At 42.5% G+C, this 15588-nt stretch carries 17 protein-coding genes; 9 read left to right on the top strand and 8 right to left on the bottom strand.

Going from position 1 to position 15588, the window contains the following annotated elements; genetic code table 11:
- Positions 1–123 precede the first annotated feature (123 nt).
- Complete coding sequence (locus tag H6G96_RS09170; RefSeq protein ID WP_190911167.1) at positions 124–1137, bottom strand: LysR family transcriptional regulator; 1014 nt, start codon at positions 1135–1137, stop codon at positions 124–126.
- Positions 1138–1354: 217 nt separating this feature from the next.
- On the opposite strand from H6G96_RS09170, the gene H6G96_RS09165 reads away from it, so the two are divergent.
- The 3 genes from H6G96_RS09165 to H6G96_RS09155 all read left to right on the top strand — a co-directional run bounded on the left by H6G96_RS09165 (position 1355) and on the right by H6G96_RS09155 (position 5172).
- Entirely contained in the window at positions 1355–2077 is a 723-nt protein-coding gene (locus H6G96_RS09165) for an NnrU family protein (protein ID WP_190911166.1), read from the top strand.
- Positions 2078–2490: 413 nt separating this feature from the next.
- On the top strand, positions 2491–2877 hold the full coding sequence (locus tag H6G96_RS09160; RefSeq protein WP_190911165.1) for a thioredoxin domain-containing protein: 387 nt from the start codon (positions 2491–2493) through the stop codon (positions 2875–2877).
- A 192-nt stretch (positions 2878–3069) separates the two neighbouring features.
- Positions 3070–5172, top strand: a complete 2103-nt coding sequence (locus H6G96_RS09155; protein ID WP_190911164.1) for an NAD(P)H-quinone oxidoreductase subunit 5 — start codon at positions 3070–3072, stop codon at positions 5170–5172.
- A gap of 224 nt (positions 5173–5396) precedes the next feature.
- On the opposite strand, the gene H6G96_RS09150 is transcribed toward H6G96_RS09155, so the two are convergent.
- Positions 5397–5567, bottom strand: a complete 171-nt coding sequence (locus tag H6G96_RS09150; protein WP_199339480.1) for a hypothetical protein — start codon at positions 5565–5567, stop codon at positions 5397–5399.
- A gap of 44 nt (positions 5568–5611) precedes the next feature.
- Between H6G96_RS09150 and H6G96_RS09145 the strand changes: the two genes are divergently transcribed.
- Complete coding sequence (locus H6G96_RS09145; protein ID WP_190911163.1) at positions 5612–5944, top strand: pentapeptide repeat-containing protein; 333 nt, start codon at positions 5612–5614, stop codon at positions 5942–5944.
- Positions 5945–6345: 401 nt separating this feature from the next.
- Here the strand turns inward: H6G96_RS09145 and H6G96_RS09140 are convergent, their stop codons facing one another.
- Together H6G96_RS09140 and H6G96_RS42325 are read right to left on the bottom strand one after the other, a co-directional pair.
- Positions 6346–6576, bottom strand: a complete 231-nt coding sequence (locus H6G96_RS09140; RefSeq protein WP_190911162.1) for a hypothetical protein — start codon at positions 6574–6576, stop codon at positions 6346–6348.
- 49 nt (positions 6577–6625) lie between these two features.
- Positions 6626–6748, bottom strand: a complete 123-nt coding sequence (locus H6G96_RS42325; RefSeq protein WP_277932904.1) for a hypothetical protein — start codon at positions 6746–6748, stop codon at positions 6626–6628.
- Positions 6749–6957: 209 nt separating this feature from the next.
- Between H6G96_RS42325 and ndhD1 the strand changes: the two genes are divergently transcribed.
- The 3 genes from ndhD1 (at position 6958) to H6G96_RS09125 (ending at position 10395) form a co-directional block, all read left to right on the top strand.
- Positions 6958–8535, top strand: coding sequence for a photosynthetic/respiratory NAD(P)H-quinone oxidoreductase subunit D1 (gene ndhD1, locus H6G96_RS09135; RefSeq protein WP_190911161.1), 1578 nt, complete (start codon positions 6958–6960; stop codon positions 8533–8535).
- Between the two features lie 482 nt (positions 8536–9017).
- Positions 9018–9740, top strand: coding sequence for a Uma2 family endonuclease (locus H6G96_RS09130; protein ID WP_190911160.1), 723 nt, complete (start codon positions 9018–9020; stop codon positions 9738–9740).
- A 421-nt stretch (positions 9741–10161) separates the two neighbouring features.
- Positions 10162–10395, top strand: coding sequence for a DUF433 domain-containing protein (locus tag H6G96_RS09125; RefSeq protein ID WP_190911159.1), 234 nt, complete (start codon positions 10162–10164; stop codon positions 10393–10395).
- 101 nt (positions 10396–10496) lie between these two features.
- Here H6G96_RS09125 and H6G96_RS09120 read toward each other — a convergent pair whose 3' ends face one another.
- The 3 genes from H6G96_RS09120 to H6G96_RS09110 all read right to left on the bottom strand — a co-directional run bounded on the left by H6G96_RS09120 (position 10497) and on the right by H6G96_RS09110 (position 11234).
- Complete coding sequence (locus H6G96_RS09120; protein ID WP_190911158.1) at positions 10497–10775, bottom strand: hypothetical protein; 279 nt, start codon at positions 10773–10775, stop codon at positions 10497–10499.
- Between the two features lie 103 nt (positions 10776–10878).
- The gene (locus tag H6G96_RS41200) at positions 10879–11031 is read right to left on the bottom strand and encodes a BrnT family toxin (protein WP_242063210.1); all 153 of its coding nucleotides are present in this window, start codon (positions 11029–11031) and stop codon (positions 10879–10881) included.
- A gap of 62 nt (positions 11032–11093) precedes the next feature.
- Positions 11094–11234: a hypothetical protein gene (locus H6G96_RS09110; protein WP_190911157.1), complete on the bottom strand. Its 141-nt coding sequence runs from the start codon at positions 11232–11234 to the stop codon at positions 11094–11096.
- Positions 11235–11371: 137 nt separating this feature from the next.
- Here H6G96_RS09110 and H6G96_RS09105 point away from each other — a divergent pair, with 137 nt between their 5' ends.
- Positions 11372–12346, top strand: coding sequence for a hypothetical protein (locus tag H6G96_RS09105; RefSeq protein ID WP_190911156.1), 975 nt, complete (start codon positions 11372–11374; stop codon positions 12344–12346).
- A gap of 2 nt (positions 12347–12348) precedes the next feature.
- Positions 12349–12753 carry a hypothetical protein gene (locus H6G96_RS09100; RefSeq protein WP_190911155.1) on the top strand — a complete coding sequence of 135 codons (405 nt, stop codon included), beginning with the start codon at positions 12349–12351 and terminating at the stop codon, positions 12751–12753.
- 191 nt (positions 12754–12944) lie between these two features.
- On the opposite strand, the gene dxs is transcribed toward H6G96_RS09100, so the two are convergent.
- On the bottom strand, positions 12945–14852 hold the full coding sequence (gene dxs / locus H6G96_RS09095) for a 1-deoxy-D-xylulose-5-phosphate synthase (protein ID WP_190911154.1): 1908 nt from the start codon (positions 14850–14852) through the stop codon (positions 12945–12947).
- Positions 14853–15588: the final 736 nt, after the last annotated feature.

Here is a 15588-nt window from a genome sequence, read left to right as displayed (position 1 = left end):
TTTTAGCTTGCCTACGACAGGTTACGCGAAAAGCTATGAGATAATAATTACGAATTACGAATTACGAATTACGAATTACGAAATGACCTAGACACCCTAAGCCTAAGACTAATGACCAGATTGTTAGTCTTCGCCGGAGGAGTTGGGCATTGCTCCATCTAATGTAGCTAACACTATGTTTTTTTGTGCCAATGTTAACACATCTTGACTCCATCCAGGATTAGCAAACTGGGGCAAAATTTCCCGGCTAAAAGCTTCTGCCGCCTTGGATCTATAGCGATTAGGATTAAAAATCAGCCATAGTGTCCGTTTAACAACGACACCTTCAATGGGGGTACGGTGTAGAACCCCCATTTGTAACTCTTTAGCGATCGCACTAGTTGAAACAAAGGCAGCCCCCAAACCAGATTGCACAGCATTTTTAATTGCTTCAATAGAGTTTAATTCCATTTCAATCTTAAAACGTCTGGTATCAATTTCACAGCGTGCTAGCACTTGGTCAATTACTTTGCGGATAGTCGATTGGGAATCTAGGGCAATGAATTGTAATTTGTATAGGTCTTCTTTTTGGATTCTTTCAAGTTTGGTAAAGGGATGAAAGATAGGTAGAATTAGCGCTAGTTCGTCTTCAGCGTAAGAAAGAACTTCCAAGGATTCTGATAATTCACTGGGAATTTCACCACCGATAATTGCCAGATCAACTTGTCCGTTAGCGACACTCCAAGCAGTCCGTCGGGTAGAGTGGACGTGTAATTGCACTGCCACATCTGGATATTTTTGTCGGAACATCCCGATCATTTTGGGTAAAAGATAAGTGCCGGTGGTTTGAGAAGCACCGACAATTAAAGTACCGCCTTGGAGATTTTGTAAATCCTCGATCGCGCGGCAGGTTTCCTGACACAGACTGAGGATTTTTTCACCGTAACTTAGTAATAGATGCCCTGCTTCGGTTAATTGGGCGCGTCGTCCTCCACGATCGAATAGAGGGACATCTAGCTGCCGTTCGAGATTTTGCACTTGCAAGCTGACGGCAGGTTGGGAGACGTAAAGACTATCAGCGGCACGCTTGAAGCTTCCTTCTTGCGCGATCGCTTTTAAAATACGTAACTGATCTAAAGTGAAAGGAAGGTCAGACATAAGGCTCAATCCACAAACTTTAAAAGGAGCGGATGCAGAAAAAAATCAGGTTTGGCAGCAATCAGCTGGGCATGATTTGTTGCATATTAAACTTGAAGGCTTGACTCGAAAAAGACAATAGCACAACATCTTCACTAAAGTCCCCTTTTGAATACTTTGTGGTATTGGTTGTACTGAATTCAATTTTCTTTAAATTACTTCACCTGTGTATGTGTATATGATGCTGATTTCTTGGTTGACACCCAGTCATTTTGTCATACTGGGGTTACAAATAGTTTTTGCGATCGCTCACAGTGGAGGCGCTGCTTTGCGTCCAAGGGCCGAAAAATATATTGGCCCAAGGCTTTATCGGGTTATTTTTGCATTAGTTAGCCTACCTTTGGCTGTGATATTAATTATTTACTTTTTTGGGCATCGCTATGATGGTTTGCAACTTTGGCAGTTACAAGGAGTGCCAGGAGTGCGAGAATTTGTTTGGCTACTGTCAGCGATCTCGTTTTTATTTTTATATCCAGCTACTTTCAATCTACTAGAAATTGCTGCCATTCAAAAGCCCCAAGTTCATCTCTACGAAACAGGAATTATTCGGATTACCCGTCATCCTCAGATGGTAGGACAAATAATTTGGTGTGTTGCTCATACTCTGTGGCTGGGTACTACCTTTACCCTTGTGACTTCCATTGGATTGGTGCTACATCACTTGTTTGGAGTTTGGCATGGTGATCGCCGTTTAAGCGATCGTTATGGGGAAGCCTTTGAAATTGCCAAACAGCGGACTTCAATTATTCCCTTTAAAGCAATAATTGATGGCCGTCAATCTATCAAATGGCAGGAATTTCTTCGTCCTTCCTATTTGGGAGTTGCCATTTTCATAGCTCTGCTTTGGTTATCGCACCCTCTGTTGCTGGAAGCAACTAGTAAGATAAGATGGGAAATCTAAGCGATCCCCAGTGTCAGCATAAAATCTAAAATAGATGAGGATTTCAGCTTATCAATTGCCCCAAATCAATGTACGATAAGTTCAAACATCTACAGATGGGGGTGGTCTGATTCGAGTTAAAACTTTAAATTGGTAGTTGTTGGTCAGTTACTTTTCCTTAGGAAAAAATGGCAGATTCAGTCAGATCCCCAGGTGGCCAAGGCAATCAGGAGCTTAACGTCCAAAAAGCCAGCGCGAATTCCACGGTGGCTTTTTTGTCAGAGACATATCAACGCGCTTAATTTTTGCTTAATTATTTTGTGTGCTGAGATTCGGTTCCTGAAAGCATTTATTGGCAGTTACTGACTTGCCAATCCTTCACTTCAATGCTGATAGGTAGTTTGATATAAAAACCTTATAATCCAAGAGGTGTCATGGTGTTGTCGGTTAGTGAGCGGACATTTACTCAAGAAGTTTTAGAATCTCCTATTCCTGTTTTAGTTAACTTTGAAGCACCTTGGTGTGGCTTGTGTCGGATTATCCACCCACTGTTATTGCAATTTCAAGCCCAATGCGGGGAAGAAATTAAATTAGTTGGGGTTAACGCCGATCAAAATTTTAAATTGTCTACTACTTATAAACTCAAATCACTACCCACTTTACTATTGATTGAAAATGGCACTATTCGCCATCGCTTGGAATGCTTTCGCGGTAGAGAAGATTTACGTCTAGCTTTAGAAGAGATTCAAGCTAAGTACACCAGTTGCCCGAAAATTTACAAAAATTCAAAAACAATGGACTTAGAGTATCGGTCTGCTTGATGGATATTGGGCATAGGGCATGGGGTATAGAGCTAATGACCAATGACCAATGACAAATGACCAAATCTAAAACCATGCTTAACACCCCACCCAATCAGTCTTGGGTGGGTTATTTTATCCTAAAGGGTGTGTGTCACAATTATTAACAGTTTCGACACGCTAAATTAAGAATTCTAAAAGTAGGCGTCAGTGATGGAAGTAATCTATCAGTATGCCTGGCTGATTCCGGTGTTCCCTCTTCTTGGGGCAATGCTGGTCGGTCTAGGGTTAATCTCGTTGAATCAGGTGACAAACCGCCTCCGCCAGCTTAACGCTGTGCTGATTATCTCCATGATGGGAGCAGCTATGGGGCTGTCGCTTGCCTTGCTATGGAGTCAAATTCAAGGACACGCGCCTTATATTCGCACCTTTGAGTGGGCGGCGGCAGGTAATTTTCACCTGAGCATGGGCTACACTATTGACCACCTGACAGCCCTAATGCTGGTGATTGTAACAACGGTAGCGTTGTTAGTCATGGTTTACACCGATGGCTACATGGCTCACGATCCCGGTTACGTGCGGTTTTACGCCTATCTCAGTTTGTTTGGCTCTTCAATGTTAGGTCTGGTGGTCAGCCCCAACCTAATACAGATTTATATATTCTGGGAACTGGTCGGGATGTGTTCCTACTTGCTGGTCGGTTTTTGGTACGATCGCAAGCCAGCAGCAGATGCCGCTCAAAAAGCGTTTGTGACCAACCGCGTGGGCGACTTTGGTTTATTACTCGGCATTTTGGGGCTGTTCTGGGCAACAGGAAGCTTTGATTTTAATATTATGGGCGATCGCCTCGCCCAACTCGTCGAATCAGGTAGTATCAGCAATTTTCTCGCTGTCCTGTTTGCGATTTTAGTTTTCTTAGGCCCAGTTGCTAAATCAGCCCAATTCCCTCTCCATGTCTGGTTACCAGATGCGATGGAAGGCCCCACCCCCATTTCTGCCTTGATTCACGCGGCAACAATGGTGGCTGCGGGTGTTTTCCTGATTGCCCGGATGTACCCAGTATTTGAAGACGTTCCAGTTGCAATGAATGTCATTGCCTTTACTGGGGCGTTTACGGCGTTTTTGGGGGCTAGCATTGCTATTACCCAAAACGACATCAAAAAGGGCTTGGCTTATTCCACCATTTCCCAACTTGGTTACATGGTGATGGCAATGGGAATAGGTTCCTACAGTGCTGGACTATTCCATCTGATGACCCACGCTTATTTCAAAGCAATGCTGTTCTTGGGTTCAGGTTCAGTAATTCATGGTATGGAAGGTGTCGTTGGACACGACCCCGCCTTAGCGCAAGATATGCGCTTGATGGGTGGACTGCGAAAGTATATGCCTGTCACTGCAACTACTTTCTTAATTGGTTGCTTGGCAATTTCTGGTATTCCGCCCTTTGCTGGTTTCTGGTCAAAAGATGAAATTCTTGGGAAGGCTTTTGAGGCTAACCCATTTCTCTGGATGATTGGTTGGCTAACTGCCGGGATTACAGCTTTCTATATGTTTAGAATGTATTTCATGACATTTGAAGGCAAATTCCGGGGTACTGACGAGAAAATCAAAGAAAAACTCAAGAAGGCTGCGGCGACAATTGTCCTGGAATTAGAGTCAGAAGAACCAGTCCCGAATTTTGGGCCTGGGGCGATGAAGAAAGGAGAATTGGCGGCAACTAGTCAGCAGCATGATTCCCATGACTCCCACGGGCATCACAGCGACTCCCCCCACGAATCGCCGTGGACAATGACGCTGCCGTTGGCACTGTTGGCTGTGCCTTCGATTTTGATTGGTTTGGTGGGAACTCCCTACGCCAATTATTTTGAAGAGTTTATCTTTCCTCCTAGTGAAACCCTCTCCGAAGTTATAGAAAAGACTTCCGAGTTCAATCCGACGGAATTCTACATCATGGCGGGTGCCTCAGTCGGAATTTCTTTGATTGCGATTACCCTGGCTTCGCTGATGTATTTGCGCCATAAAATTGACCCGGCTGCGATCGCTGCTAAAATCCAACCACTTTACGAGTTATCCCTCAACAAGTGGTACTTTGATGACATTTACCATCGGGTTTTTGTCCTCGGCTTGCGTCGCCTAGCTAGACAAGTTATGGAAGTTGACTTCCGCGTTGTTGATGGTGCTGTTAACCTCACAGGCTTTTTCACCCTTGTCAGTGGTGAAGGTCTGAAGTACCTAGAAAACGGTCGCGCTCAATTCTATGCCTTGATTGTGTTTGGGGCGGTTTTGGGCTTAGTGATTGTTTTTGGTGTTACCTAATTTTCATAGGGGTGGGCGATCGTCCGCCCCTAAGTTTTTTTAAGAGTCTAATTTAGGCTCTTTTTTTGGCGGATAGTCAGCAATTAAATAACGCCCTGTGCAACTTTATCTCAAACCTAACCCCCAACCCCTTCCCTACAAGGGAAGGGGAGCAAGAATCAAAGCCTCTCTCCGTTTCGGGGAGAGGTTTGGAGAGGGGTTTCAAGAATAGGTCACACATCACATTAAATATTAAAGTCTTCTTTTACATCATCTGGTGGTTCAAACATAATCTCAAAACCTCCATTGGGAATAGTTCGACGCAAAAATCTTAAATGGTCGTCTGCATCTTGGCGGTTAGCAAAACGGGCGACGGTGTGAGATTGGGTAATAACTACTAAAGTTGGCAACTGCACCTTCAAAAATATTTGTATGTGTTGGTTATTGCGGAGGCAAACAGATGAGAATAACTGCTGAGGAGTTGTTGCAACGCTATGCAGCTGGAGAGAGGGACTTTCGCCGGATTGATTTGAAAGGTGCTGATTTGAGTGGAGTCAACCCTAGTGGGGTCTTTTTGCATCAAGCTCACCTGGAAGGAGCTACTTTCAGAAATTCCGACTTGAGTGATGCCGACTTGGCTGAAGCTCACTTGGATAACGCCGACTTGTGTGGAGCTAATTTGAGCGGCATCGATTTGCTCGAGGCTTCCCTGCCTAACGCTGACTTGCGTGGAGCTAATTTCTGCTTAAGTTGGTTGCGAATTTCTTCTGGAATATTAGACAAAAAGTTATAAAAGACTCCTAGAAAAAGAGATATTCTTTAGTCAGAGTTTTGAGACGGCGTTTGAAGGGAAAGGCTTTTCAGAATCAAGAAAAACTACTAATATTCAAAATATGGAATTTTATTATAAGTGGTAAATCAAATAGGAATCGCGTTATGAAAAAAAGCTTTCATAATCGTCATGGCTACCTATCCAGAACCATGTAACTGTGTCACCCTCCAAAACCCCAATCGCTCGATAATTGCGAGTTATTCTGACAGACCAAATATTCTCCTCGTTATTTATACATTTGAAATGCAAAGACGGATGAAAAGGATTTTATCGCCATAACTGATAAGCTTTTCTCGCACTCTGTCTAACTTGCTTTTCAAGAGACTGATATTTATCCCAAAAAGAAGGAAGAGTTGCAGACTTCATAAATTTTCATAGTTCATTGGTTTTGCAAGTCCTTCTGCAATTTCTATTTTAGCAGATTGGGCAGATGCAATCAGTTGTTGTTGAGTTTTATTCAATGATTTATTCCATTTAAATTCATCTTGCAAATCTTCCAGGTACTCTCGGAGATGTTCTGCAACTCTTTCTTGTATATCTTCAGATAAAGATTCCATCATCTTAATTACAGTAGCGATCGCTGGAGATGACATAATCAAATTTCCCTTATCAACTTTCCCCGTCTATTTTACTAAAAAAAACTCAATCAAATCGCTTACTGTAGTCCCAAAGCTCTGAAGCGGGGAAAGTTTGTCCTACTGCTGCTTGTCGCACAGACTCTTGCAAATCGGCTAATATTTGTGCTTTTGGCTCTTGTTCATCCAACTTTTTTAAGGCAAATTTTTGACTTAACTGGGAGTATCACAACGCACATCCCGCACCCGCAACTGTCAAAAAAGACTCCCAAGAGGAAAAATAGGGGATTACCAATTTAATTAAATCAACCTAACGACGAAGACGAAATCCCCAAAAAGCTGTTACTTAATAACTAGTGACTTTTTGCCAAACATGATTTTGATAGCAGACGAATTGTGATGAATATAGCTAATTTTCCGTGGCTGACGACGATTATTCTGTTTCCGATAGCCGCGTCGCTACTTCTTCCCGTCATTCCTGATAAAGAAGGCAAAACAGTGCGCTGGTACTCCCTTATTGTGGGGCTGATAGATTTTGCACTAATTGTTTATGCTTTTTATACTGGGTATGATTTCTCCAATCCAGATTTGCAGTTGGTGGAAAGTTACCCCTGGGTACCACAAATGGGTTTGAATTGGTCAGTAGGGGCAGATGGCTTATCTATGCCCCTAATTATTTTGACTGGATTCATTACCACGCTGGCGATTTTAGCGGCTTGGCCTGTCACCTTCAAGCCCAAGCTATTCTACTTCTTGATTTTGGCGATGTATGGCGGTCAGATTGCCGTGTTCGCCGTCCAGGATATGCTGTTATTTTTCCTGGTGTGGGAACTGGAACTGGTGCCGATATATTTCCTGCTGTCGATTTGGGGAGGTAAAAGGCGGCAATATGCAGCAACCAAATTCATTTTATACACCGCAGGCGGTTCGCTGTTTATTTTGCTGTCTGGCCTGACAATGGGATTTTACGGCGATACGGTGACGTTTGATATGCGATCGCTCGCCTTAAAAGACTTTGCCCTTAATTTTCAACTTGCCCTCTATGCTGGCTTCCTGATTGCCTACGCCGTCAAGTTGCCGATTATTCCTTTGCACACCTGGCTACCTGATGCCCACGGAGAAGCAACAGCCCCGGTACATATGTTATTAGCAGGTATTCTCTTGAAAATGGGCGGTTACGCCTTAATTCGGATGAATGCCCAAATGCTCCCTGATGCCCACGCTTATTTTGCACCAGTGTTGGTAGTTTTGGGGGTAGTCAATATCATTTACGCTGCTTTGACATCCTTTGCCCAGCGAAACCTGAAGCGAAAAATTGCCTACTCCTCAATTTCCCACATGGGCTTTGTAATGATTGGTATTGCCTCCTTCACCGATTTGGGATTGAGTGGGGCAGTGTTGCAAATGGTTTCCCACGGGTTAATTGGGGCGAGTTTGTTCTTCCTGGTTGGCGCAACTTATGATCGCACCCACACTCTGATGTTGGATGAAATGGGTGGTGTCGGTCAGAGAATGCCGAAGATTTTCGCCATGTTCACCACCTGTTCAATGGCTTCTTTGGCATTGCCAGGAATGAGCGGTTTTGTGGCAGAATTAATGGTTTTTGTCGGCTTTGCTACTAGCGATGCTTATAGCTCTACCTTTAAAGTCATTGTGGTGTTCTTGATGGCAGTTGGATTAATTTTAACTCCGATTTATCTGCTGTCGATGTTGCGAGAAATTTTCTACGGTAAAGAGAACGAGGAATTAGTTTCTCACCAAGCTTTGATAGATGCCGAACCTCGTGAAGTATTTATCATTGCCTGTTTGCTAATTCCAATTATTGGTATCGGTTTCTATCCAAAATTGCTGACTCAGATGTATGACGCGACAACTGTACAATTGACTGCAAGATTGCGTAATTCCGTGCCAACATTAGCACAGCAAAAAGACGACGCACTAAGGGTTTCTTTGAATGCGCCGAAAATTGCTAATTAAGTTGCGGTCGGTAGTTTAGTTGAAATATTTATTGCTTTGAGGGCGGGTTTTCTACTTGCCCTTTTTATTACTCACTCGTAACTTTTTATTAGCAAAAAAAATAAGCGCCAAAGGTTTTTTTGAATGCACCCCAAATTGCTAATTAGATAGTGATCGCTATTTGAGTTGAAATATTTATTGCTCTGAGGGCAGGTACAAAACCTGCCCTTTTTGGTACGCTTTTGGAGCAGTACATACCAGAAGAAAAATATTCCGCGCTTTTTTGCTATTTTCAGTTAAAGACTGTGGTAATCAGTATAGAAAAATCATGAATTTAATGTAAAATCTTGCAATCACAAGTCTGTGAATACTGAGAAAGATCCACAGGCTATGTCTAGGACGGGCTACGTTTACACTAAAAATGGTTCCTTCTTCTTGCCCTGCGATCGCACATTAATAGATTACGTACAATCTATCTAGAATCAGATTTGGCAAAACCGCTCATGTTAAACTACAATCCACTGCATTGTTTGCCATCTTCCGAAGAATTACCCGACTCTAATGACACCCCTGTGGATAATGAAGTCCAAAATTTAATTCCCGGCTTACTGAAAACGACACTGGCTTTGGTTTGGTGCGATCGTTGGGATTGGTACTTTGGGGTTGATATGGGTATTTATTATCACCCAGACAAACCAGCCGTTGTCCCTGATGGGTTTCTCAGCTTAGGAGTTAAACGTGTCGTTGATGAGGACTTACGCCTAAGTTATGTGCTGTGGGAAGAAAAGAAGCAGCCAATTTTAGCGCTAGAAGTTGTTTCTCAAATTTATCGGGAAGAATATAGCACTAAAAAAGAATTATATGCCAAAGAATTAGGAATTTTATACTACGTTGTATATAGTCCCCTTCGGCGTAAAAAAACACCTTTGGAGGTGTATCACTTAGTTGATGGAGAATATATCTTAATATCAGGAAATCCTGTTTGGCTACCAGAAATTGGTTTAGGAATTGGGCGAGAACGGGGAATTTATCAAGGTATAGTGCGGGAGTGGTTGTACTGGTATGACGAAGAAGGGCAAAAATTGCTGACACCAGAAGAACGCATCAGGGAAGCCGAAGAACGCACAGCTTTTGAAGAACAGCGACGTGTGGAAGCAGAACAAAAAGTGAAAATGTTAATTGAAAGGTTGAATGCCCTAGGCGTTGATCCAGAAACTTTGTTATAGATTCACCAGATTTTATAATGGTTAACGATGTCTACGAACGGGCTACGCCTACGCGTCTACAACTCACTGATACAGAAATTCTGAACTTTATTGATTACCTAAACCTACAAGTAACCTAAAATTGCCCAACTTAGCTGCTCGTGGGTTAGTATACGATAACTGCGATTGCCCTTTTGCTACGCTGGAATAACCCTCTTGTGTCACTTGCGGAAAACAATAATCGGAGCGAGACTCTAAAACTTTGATTTGATAAAGTTTTGAGCTTTTCTTTTCTAACAGAAACTAATATTTATAGCCAAAAGCTGAAAAACAAAGCTCTCAAAGGCTTTCAGGCATTGGCTTCTCCCAAAGTGACAGAACAGGGATAATTGCGATCGCAGAACTAGAGTTAAATAAAAGTACGTGATATTAAAATACTTGCATGAACTCAAGGGTTGATTTGTTGACTCGCATTACTCAAACTCTTGGTCAGTGTGGTGGTCGTCCTTGTATTCGAGGCATGAGGATTCGTGTGAGTGACATTTTAGAAATGTTGGCTGAGAATGTCAGTGTTTCTGAGATTTTAGAGGATTTTCCCGATCTTGAACTCGAAGATATCCAAGCCTGTCTATTGTTTGCAGCACGGCGAACTGACTTTCCTCGCTTGACTGCATGAAAATTTGGATTGATGCTCAGTTGCCTCCTACATTAACACTTTGCCTGACTGAGACTTTTGACGTAGAGGCTACTGTTAAAAACATCCAATTTAGTATTGTATTAGGTTGACTTCGCCTCAGACGCTGGATAAGCTTTGTGTGCTTCTGCATAAATCTTTAATGCTACAGCCATCTGCTGTTCGGCAGTCTCTCCCTGCTCTTTGAACCAAGCAAAAGTTTCAGGATCTACCTTAACTGTTATTGTTACAGGTGACTTGGGCATTCGCAATTGTGCTTTAGCAAAAAATTCTTCTGACAAGGGTGGAATATCTGAGGTGTCGATGTCTTCGTTACTCATTGCATCGACTCTAACCCAATCGGTTCTTGAGGTATTGTTCATAGCTTTTTCGTTCGTGAGACAGTGCCTTTCTTAATGAGATGATCCGAACCATTTCTTCACTTGGGTCGGTGTAAATAACTACTACAATTCGTCCATTAAGTAGTCAAATACTGAGATATTGTTTCTCTCCATAGTCTTCTAGTTCATCTAGGTAGACAAGCATGGGTAGATTAAACACGCGGAAAGCATCAGCAAAGTCTAAACCATGCTTTGTAATGTTGCTTTGATTTTTACGCTCATCCCACTCAAACTTCATGGACTCAATATATCAGTGATACCCAGAAAATCAACTGCTTTAATTTTCATCGCCAATCATCTCTACAAGATTGCGACTAATATTTTAGCGTCAAGTGGAGTGCGTAGGCGTAGCCCGTCGTAGACATCGCTTGTCCATTGCATTGAGATTTTAGCCCCTGCGCGATCGCATTCAACACCAAAAGGATTGACAACTGCATTCATCGCAGTATCAAATTTATACCTTCTGAATGTTCATTAGTTAGTATCTGGGGAAAAATAAGTATAAGGTGATGCCTCGCTTTTATGTTTAACCCCTAGACAAGTAGTAACTAAATACTAATCACAATCAGGAGTATTTCATGATTCCATTGATTTTGGGCGCTGCTGCTTTGGCTACTGGAGCCTTCGGAGCGCTAAAAGGTGCTGAAGGCATTGGCAATATGAATCAGGCAAAAGAAATTGGTGAACAAGCTCAACAAAAATACGAAAGTAGCTTGCAAAACTTAAAAGCAACCTGGGAAATTACCAACCAGTCAGCAGAAACCTATGGTCAAATGCAACTTCGTATCAAGCAGAGTACAATTTCAAACTTTATAGCTTTTATTGAAAGAATTGGTCAGCGAGCTTCCCAAAACAATCTGGACATTCTGACTGGATTAGACATCTCCACTCAGCAAATTCAGGAGTACAAAACAGAAGTTATCAAAGCTGAAGAGTTGCTAAAAGGTGGTATGTCAGCAGCCGTTACAGCCTCATTAGCAGGTTCTGGTGCAGTTACCTTAGCAAAGAGTGTAGGTACTGTTACTGTTTCTAAGTTTTTTGGGTTGTGGGCTGGTGAAGTCGCAATTTCACAACTTGGTGGTGCTGCGGCTTGGACTGGAGCCATAACTTGGTTAGGTGGCGGTACTAGTATGGCAGTTGGCGGTGCTGTATTGGGAGGTATTACACTCGGTCCTGCGTTGATGGTTGGGGGTTTTCAACTTGCTGGTAAGGGTGAGGAAGCTTTGACTAAAGCACGAGAATATGAAGCTAGGGTAAACATAGAAATTGCCAATATTGAAGCAGCTCAAGATTTTCTATTACAGGTTAAACGGCGAATAGTCGAACTGGCTAATTTAGTGTGTAATTTAAACAATCGTGCTAAATCTGCACTTCAAGAGCTTGAAGCCCAACCTTTTAATCGCGATCGCGATGCTAGGAAGTTTCAAGAAGTAGCACTTCTGGTGAAAGCGCTTGCAGAAATCATGAAAACTCCTGTTTTAGACAATAAAGGGTATCTGAATCCTGCCACCATAACTATTCAAGCAAAGTATCGTACTCTGGGAGGAAATTAAGTATGTCAGTACACAAAATAGCTGCTTTTGCACTCGCAAACCTAAATCCTGCTGAATGCTTACAGCAAATGGTTTCAGCTTATACTGAATACAAAATAATTGCCGAACAAGAAAAGACAAAGAGACGAGAGATTGATGCTTGGGAAAAAGAAACAAGCACCAAGATTAACGCCCAGCGAGAGTTGCTGATGGCGTATCTAGATCGCTCTTTTGATGAACGTGCAGAAAACTTTCGCGCTTTGTTTGCTGTCGTTGATAATGCGATCGCATCCGGCAATAATGACCAATTAGCCCTTACCTTAAATTCAATCACAGAAATTGCTAAATCAAGCCCTTTCAAAGACCTTGTTAACTTAGCTTCTGTTCGTGCCGCCCTAGATGATCCAGACCACGAATGGACATTTTGATTTTATAACAGCGCGATCGCTCTCCCAAAATTTTCTAAAAAAGCCTGACAACGCAGGCTTTTTTCATGTAGTGCGAGGCTTACAAGCTAGAGGCGCTCTGAGATAATAGCGATCGCAACTTCCTTGTATCTTCATGAAAATAACCCCAAGCTTCGGGGTTATTTTCATAAAACTACTGTGAATTAAACTAACTAGATGACAGCAGATAGTTGCTGTTGAAAGAAAGCTTGCAAGACTCTCTCTGCTATTTGATGACTAGTTAAACCTAATTCTGCCTTAGATTCATTAGGTTCAGCATGATCTACTAACACATCTGGTACGCCAAACCGCTTGACAGGAACTAGAATATCAGCATCCATTAAAGCTTCAGCGATCGCAGAACCAAAGCCACCTATGATACAGCCTTCTTCTAAGGTGATGACGCGGCCGATTTTCTTAGCTAAAGGCAAAATCAACTCGGTATCCAAAGGCTTAACGAAACGGGCATTGATTACAGTTGCTTCAATGCCGTGTTCGCTGAGAATTTCAGCAGCTTGCATCCCTGGATAGACCATTGTGCCATAAGCGACAATTAACACGTCATCGCCTGTTCGCAAAATTTCGCCTTTGCCGATTTCCAAAGGTTCCCAACCTTCTTCCATCAAAGGAACACCGTGGCCATTGCCACGAGGGTAACGCATAGCGATCGGGCCACTGGTATGGTTAACACCAGTTACTACCATGCGTTGCAGTTCTGCTTCATCCTTTGGTGCCATCATTACCATGTTAGGAATGCAACGCAGGTAAGCGATGTCATACATACCCTGGTGGGTGGGGCCATCAGCTCCGACAATTCCTGCCCTATCCAAGCAGAAGAATACTGGAAGATTTTGGATGCAGACATCGTGAATTATCTGGTCATAAGCGCGTTGCAGGAAGGTAGAATAAATGGCGGCTACAGGACGCATCCCTTGAGTTGCAAGTCCTGCTGCTAGGGTAATTGCGTGTTGTTCAGCAATACCGACATCAATATATTGATTGGGCAGTTTAGCTTGAAGTTTATCTAAGCCTGTCCCCGTTGCCATAGCCGCAGTAATCCCAACGATTTTGGGGTTTTGTTCGGCAAGTTTCACCAGAGTGTGAGAAAAGACTTTGGCATAAGCCGGGGGTTTGGGTTTATTGGAAGGAATGGCTTTGCCTGTTGCTACGTTGAAGGGACTTTGGGCGTGGTAGCCAACTTGATCTAATTCGGCAATTTCATAGCCTTTGCCCTTGACTGTTGCTACATGTACCAAAACTGGGCCTGGTATCTGATGTGCCTGTTGGAAGGTGGCAATCAATTCTTCGAGATTATGCCCATCCACTGGCCCAATATAGGTAAAGCCGAGTTCTTCAAAAACTGCACCTACCTTGGGAACAGCCAAGCGTTTCATACCTTCTTTGATACGTCCGAGTTCGGGAGATAAAGATTCACCTACGAAGGGAATTTGCTTAAATTGTTCCTCAAGATTATCTTTAATAAATTGCACCGGTTGGCTGAGGCGCATTTTGTTAAGATAGCGGGGAATCGCGCCGACGTTGCGAGATATAGACATATCGTTGTCGTTGAGAACAACCAACAGGTTAGTTTTCGGCATATGTCCGGCATGGTTGATGGCTTCTAAGGCCATACCCCCAGTCAGCGCCCCATCCCCAATCACAGCAACGGCTTTAAATTTTTCGCCTTTTAAGTCTCGCGCTAAAGCCATGCCCAATGCTGCTGAAATACTTGTAGAAGCATGTCCAGCCCCAAAGTGGTCAAACTTGTTTTCACAGAGTTTAAGATAACCTGCAACCCCGTCTTTTTGTCTGAGGGTGTGGAAGCGATCATACCGTCCTGTTAGCAGTTTGTGGGGATAAGCCTGGTGTCCTACATCCCAAATCACTTTATCCCGATCTAAGTCCAGCGTCTGGTAAAGTCCTAGTGTTAATTCTACAACACCCAATCCTGGCCCTAAGTGGCCACCATTAACTGCTACGGTTTGGAGATGCTTATCTCGAATCTGACGGGCAATCTGTTGCAGTTGGCGAACAGATAAACCGTGCAACTGATTAGGATGGGTGATTTCGCTCAGATGCATATTATAGGGTTATCCTCTCTAATTTCTAGTTTCGGTATTTTGATTTTCCCACGGTCGGGTTGTTCACATAATCAGACTCTTACATTGTTACTAAGTTGTAGTGGAAAGTATAACTTCGTAATTGATAATGGTGAAAAATTTGTTAACCATTAACAATTTGTCCAAATGAGGCCACAATTAGATAAAGCTGTAGCCTATTTGTCAATCAGCAATGCTACTTAAAAGTTTATCGATTACGTATAAAAAAGCAAATATTTTAGAAGCAGTTTGCGGAAATTCCTTAACTAAAACACTCGCTTTTACTATTTTAAGCTAATACAAAAGGAAGTTAAATATCTCATTTTTAACTATATAGTCAGCATAATTTCCGGCAAATATTTAGCAAGTATTTGTTCTTTTCTTAGTTAACAGCAGCTAATTTTCTTAGCGATCGCAGATTATATAGACTTGAAGAATATGTGTGTAAAAATACTAATTCATTTTAGTTTAGCTCAGTATTTTTTTAGTAAAATAATCTTTATAAATTAATTATAAAATTTTGTTTTATTTCTCGCATAACAAGCAAATAACATGGCGGCAAGTATCACAGCATAGAGTTATAAATTAATCTGGCTTTTCACGTTATGTGGAAAAGTCCACGAAAAACCTAACCCCCTAACCCCCTTCCCGCATCGGGAAGGGGGAAATTCAAAGTCTCTCTCCTTTTAGGAGAGAGATTTAGAGAGAGTTTTTTCAG

The sequence above is a fragment of the Nostoc sp. FACHB-892 genome, from assembly GCF_014698795.1.
Classification (GTDB): domain Bacteria; phylum Cyanobacteriota; class Cyanobacteriia; order Cyanobacteriales; family Nostocaceae; genus Nostoc.
Note: the sequence above shows the minus strand (reverse complement) of the source record. Positions and strands in the feature narration are given on the sequence as shown.

Excerpts from the sequence above, each read along its gene's own strand:
- H6G96_RS09170 (WP_190911167.1), bottom strand. The coding sequence starts at position 1,137 with ATGTCTGACCTTCCTTTCACTTTAGATCAGTTACGTATTTTAAAAGCG.
- H6G96_RS09165 (WP_190911166.1), top strand. The coding sequence starts at position 1,355 with ATGATGCTGATTTCTTGGTTGACACCCAGTCATTTTGTCATACTGGGG.
- H6G96_RS09160 (WP_190911165.1), top strand. The coding sequence starts at position 2,491 with ATGGTGTTGTCGGTTAGTGAGCGGACATTTACTCAAGAAGTTTTAGAA.
- H6G96_RS09155 (WP_190911164.1), top strand. The coding sequence starts at position 3,070 with ATGGAAGTAATCTATCAGTATGCCTGGCTGATTCCGGTGTTCCCTCTT.
- H6G96_RS09145 (WP_190911163.1), top strand. The coding sequence starts at position 5,612 with ATGAGAATAACTGCTGAGGAGTTGTTGCAACGCTATGCAGCTGGAGAG.
- H6G96_RS09140 (WP_190911162.1), bottom strand. The coding sequence starts at position 6,576 with ATGTCATCTCCAGCGATCGCTACTGTAATTAAGATGATGGAATCTTTA.
- ndhD1 (WP_190911161.1), top strand. The coding sequence starts at position 6,958 with ATGAATATAGCTAATTTTCCGTGGCTGACGACGATTATTCTGTTTCCG.
- H6G96_RS09130 (WP_190911160.1), top strand. The coding sequence starts at position 9,018 with ATGTTAAACTACAATCCACTGCATTGTTTGCCATCTTCCGAAGAATTA.
- H6G96_RS09125 (WP_190911159.1), top strand. The coding sequence starts at position 10,162 with ATGAACTCAAGGGTTGATTTGTTGACTCGCATTACTCAAACTCTTGGT.
- H6G96_RS09120 (WP_190911158.1), bottom strand. The coding sequence starts at position 10,775 with ATGAACAATACCTCAAGAACCGATTGGGTTAGAGTCGATGCAATGAGT.
- H6G96_RS41200 (WP_242063210.1), bottom strand. The coding sequence starts at position 11,031 with ATGAAGTTTGAGTGGGATGAGCGTAAAAATCAAAGCAACATTACAAAG.
- H6G96_RS09110 (WP_190911157.1), bottom strand. The coding sequence starts at position 11,234 with ATGAATGCAGTTGTCAATCCTTTTGGTGTTGAATGCGATCGCGCAGGG.
- H6G96_RS09105 (WP_190911156.1), top strand. The coding sequence starts at position 11,372 with ATGATTCCATTGATTTTGGGCGCTGCTGCTTTGGCTACTGGAGCCTTC.
- H6G96_RS09100 (WP_190911155.1), top strand. The coding sequence starts at position 12,349 with ATGTCAGTACACAAAATAGCTGCTTTTGCACTCGCAAACCTAAATCCT.
- dxs (WP_190911154.1), bottom strand. The coding sequence starts at position 14,852 with ATGCATCTGAGCGAAATCACCCATCCTAATCAGTTGCACGGTTTATCT.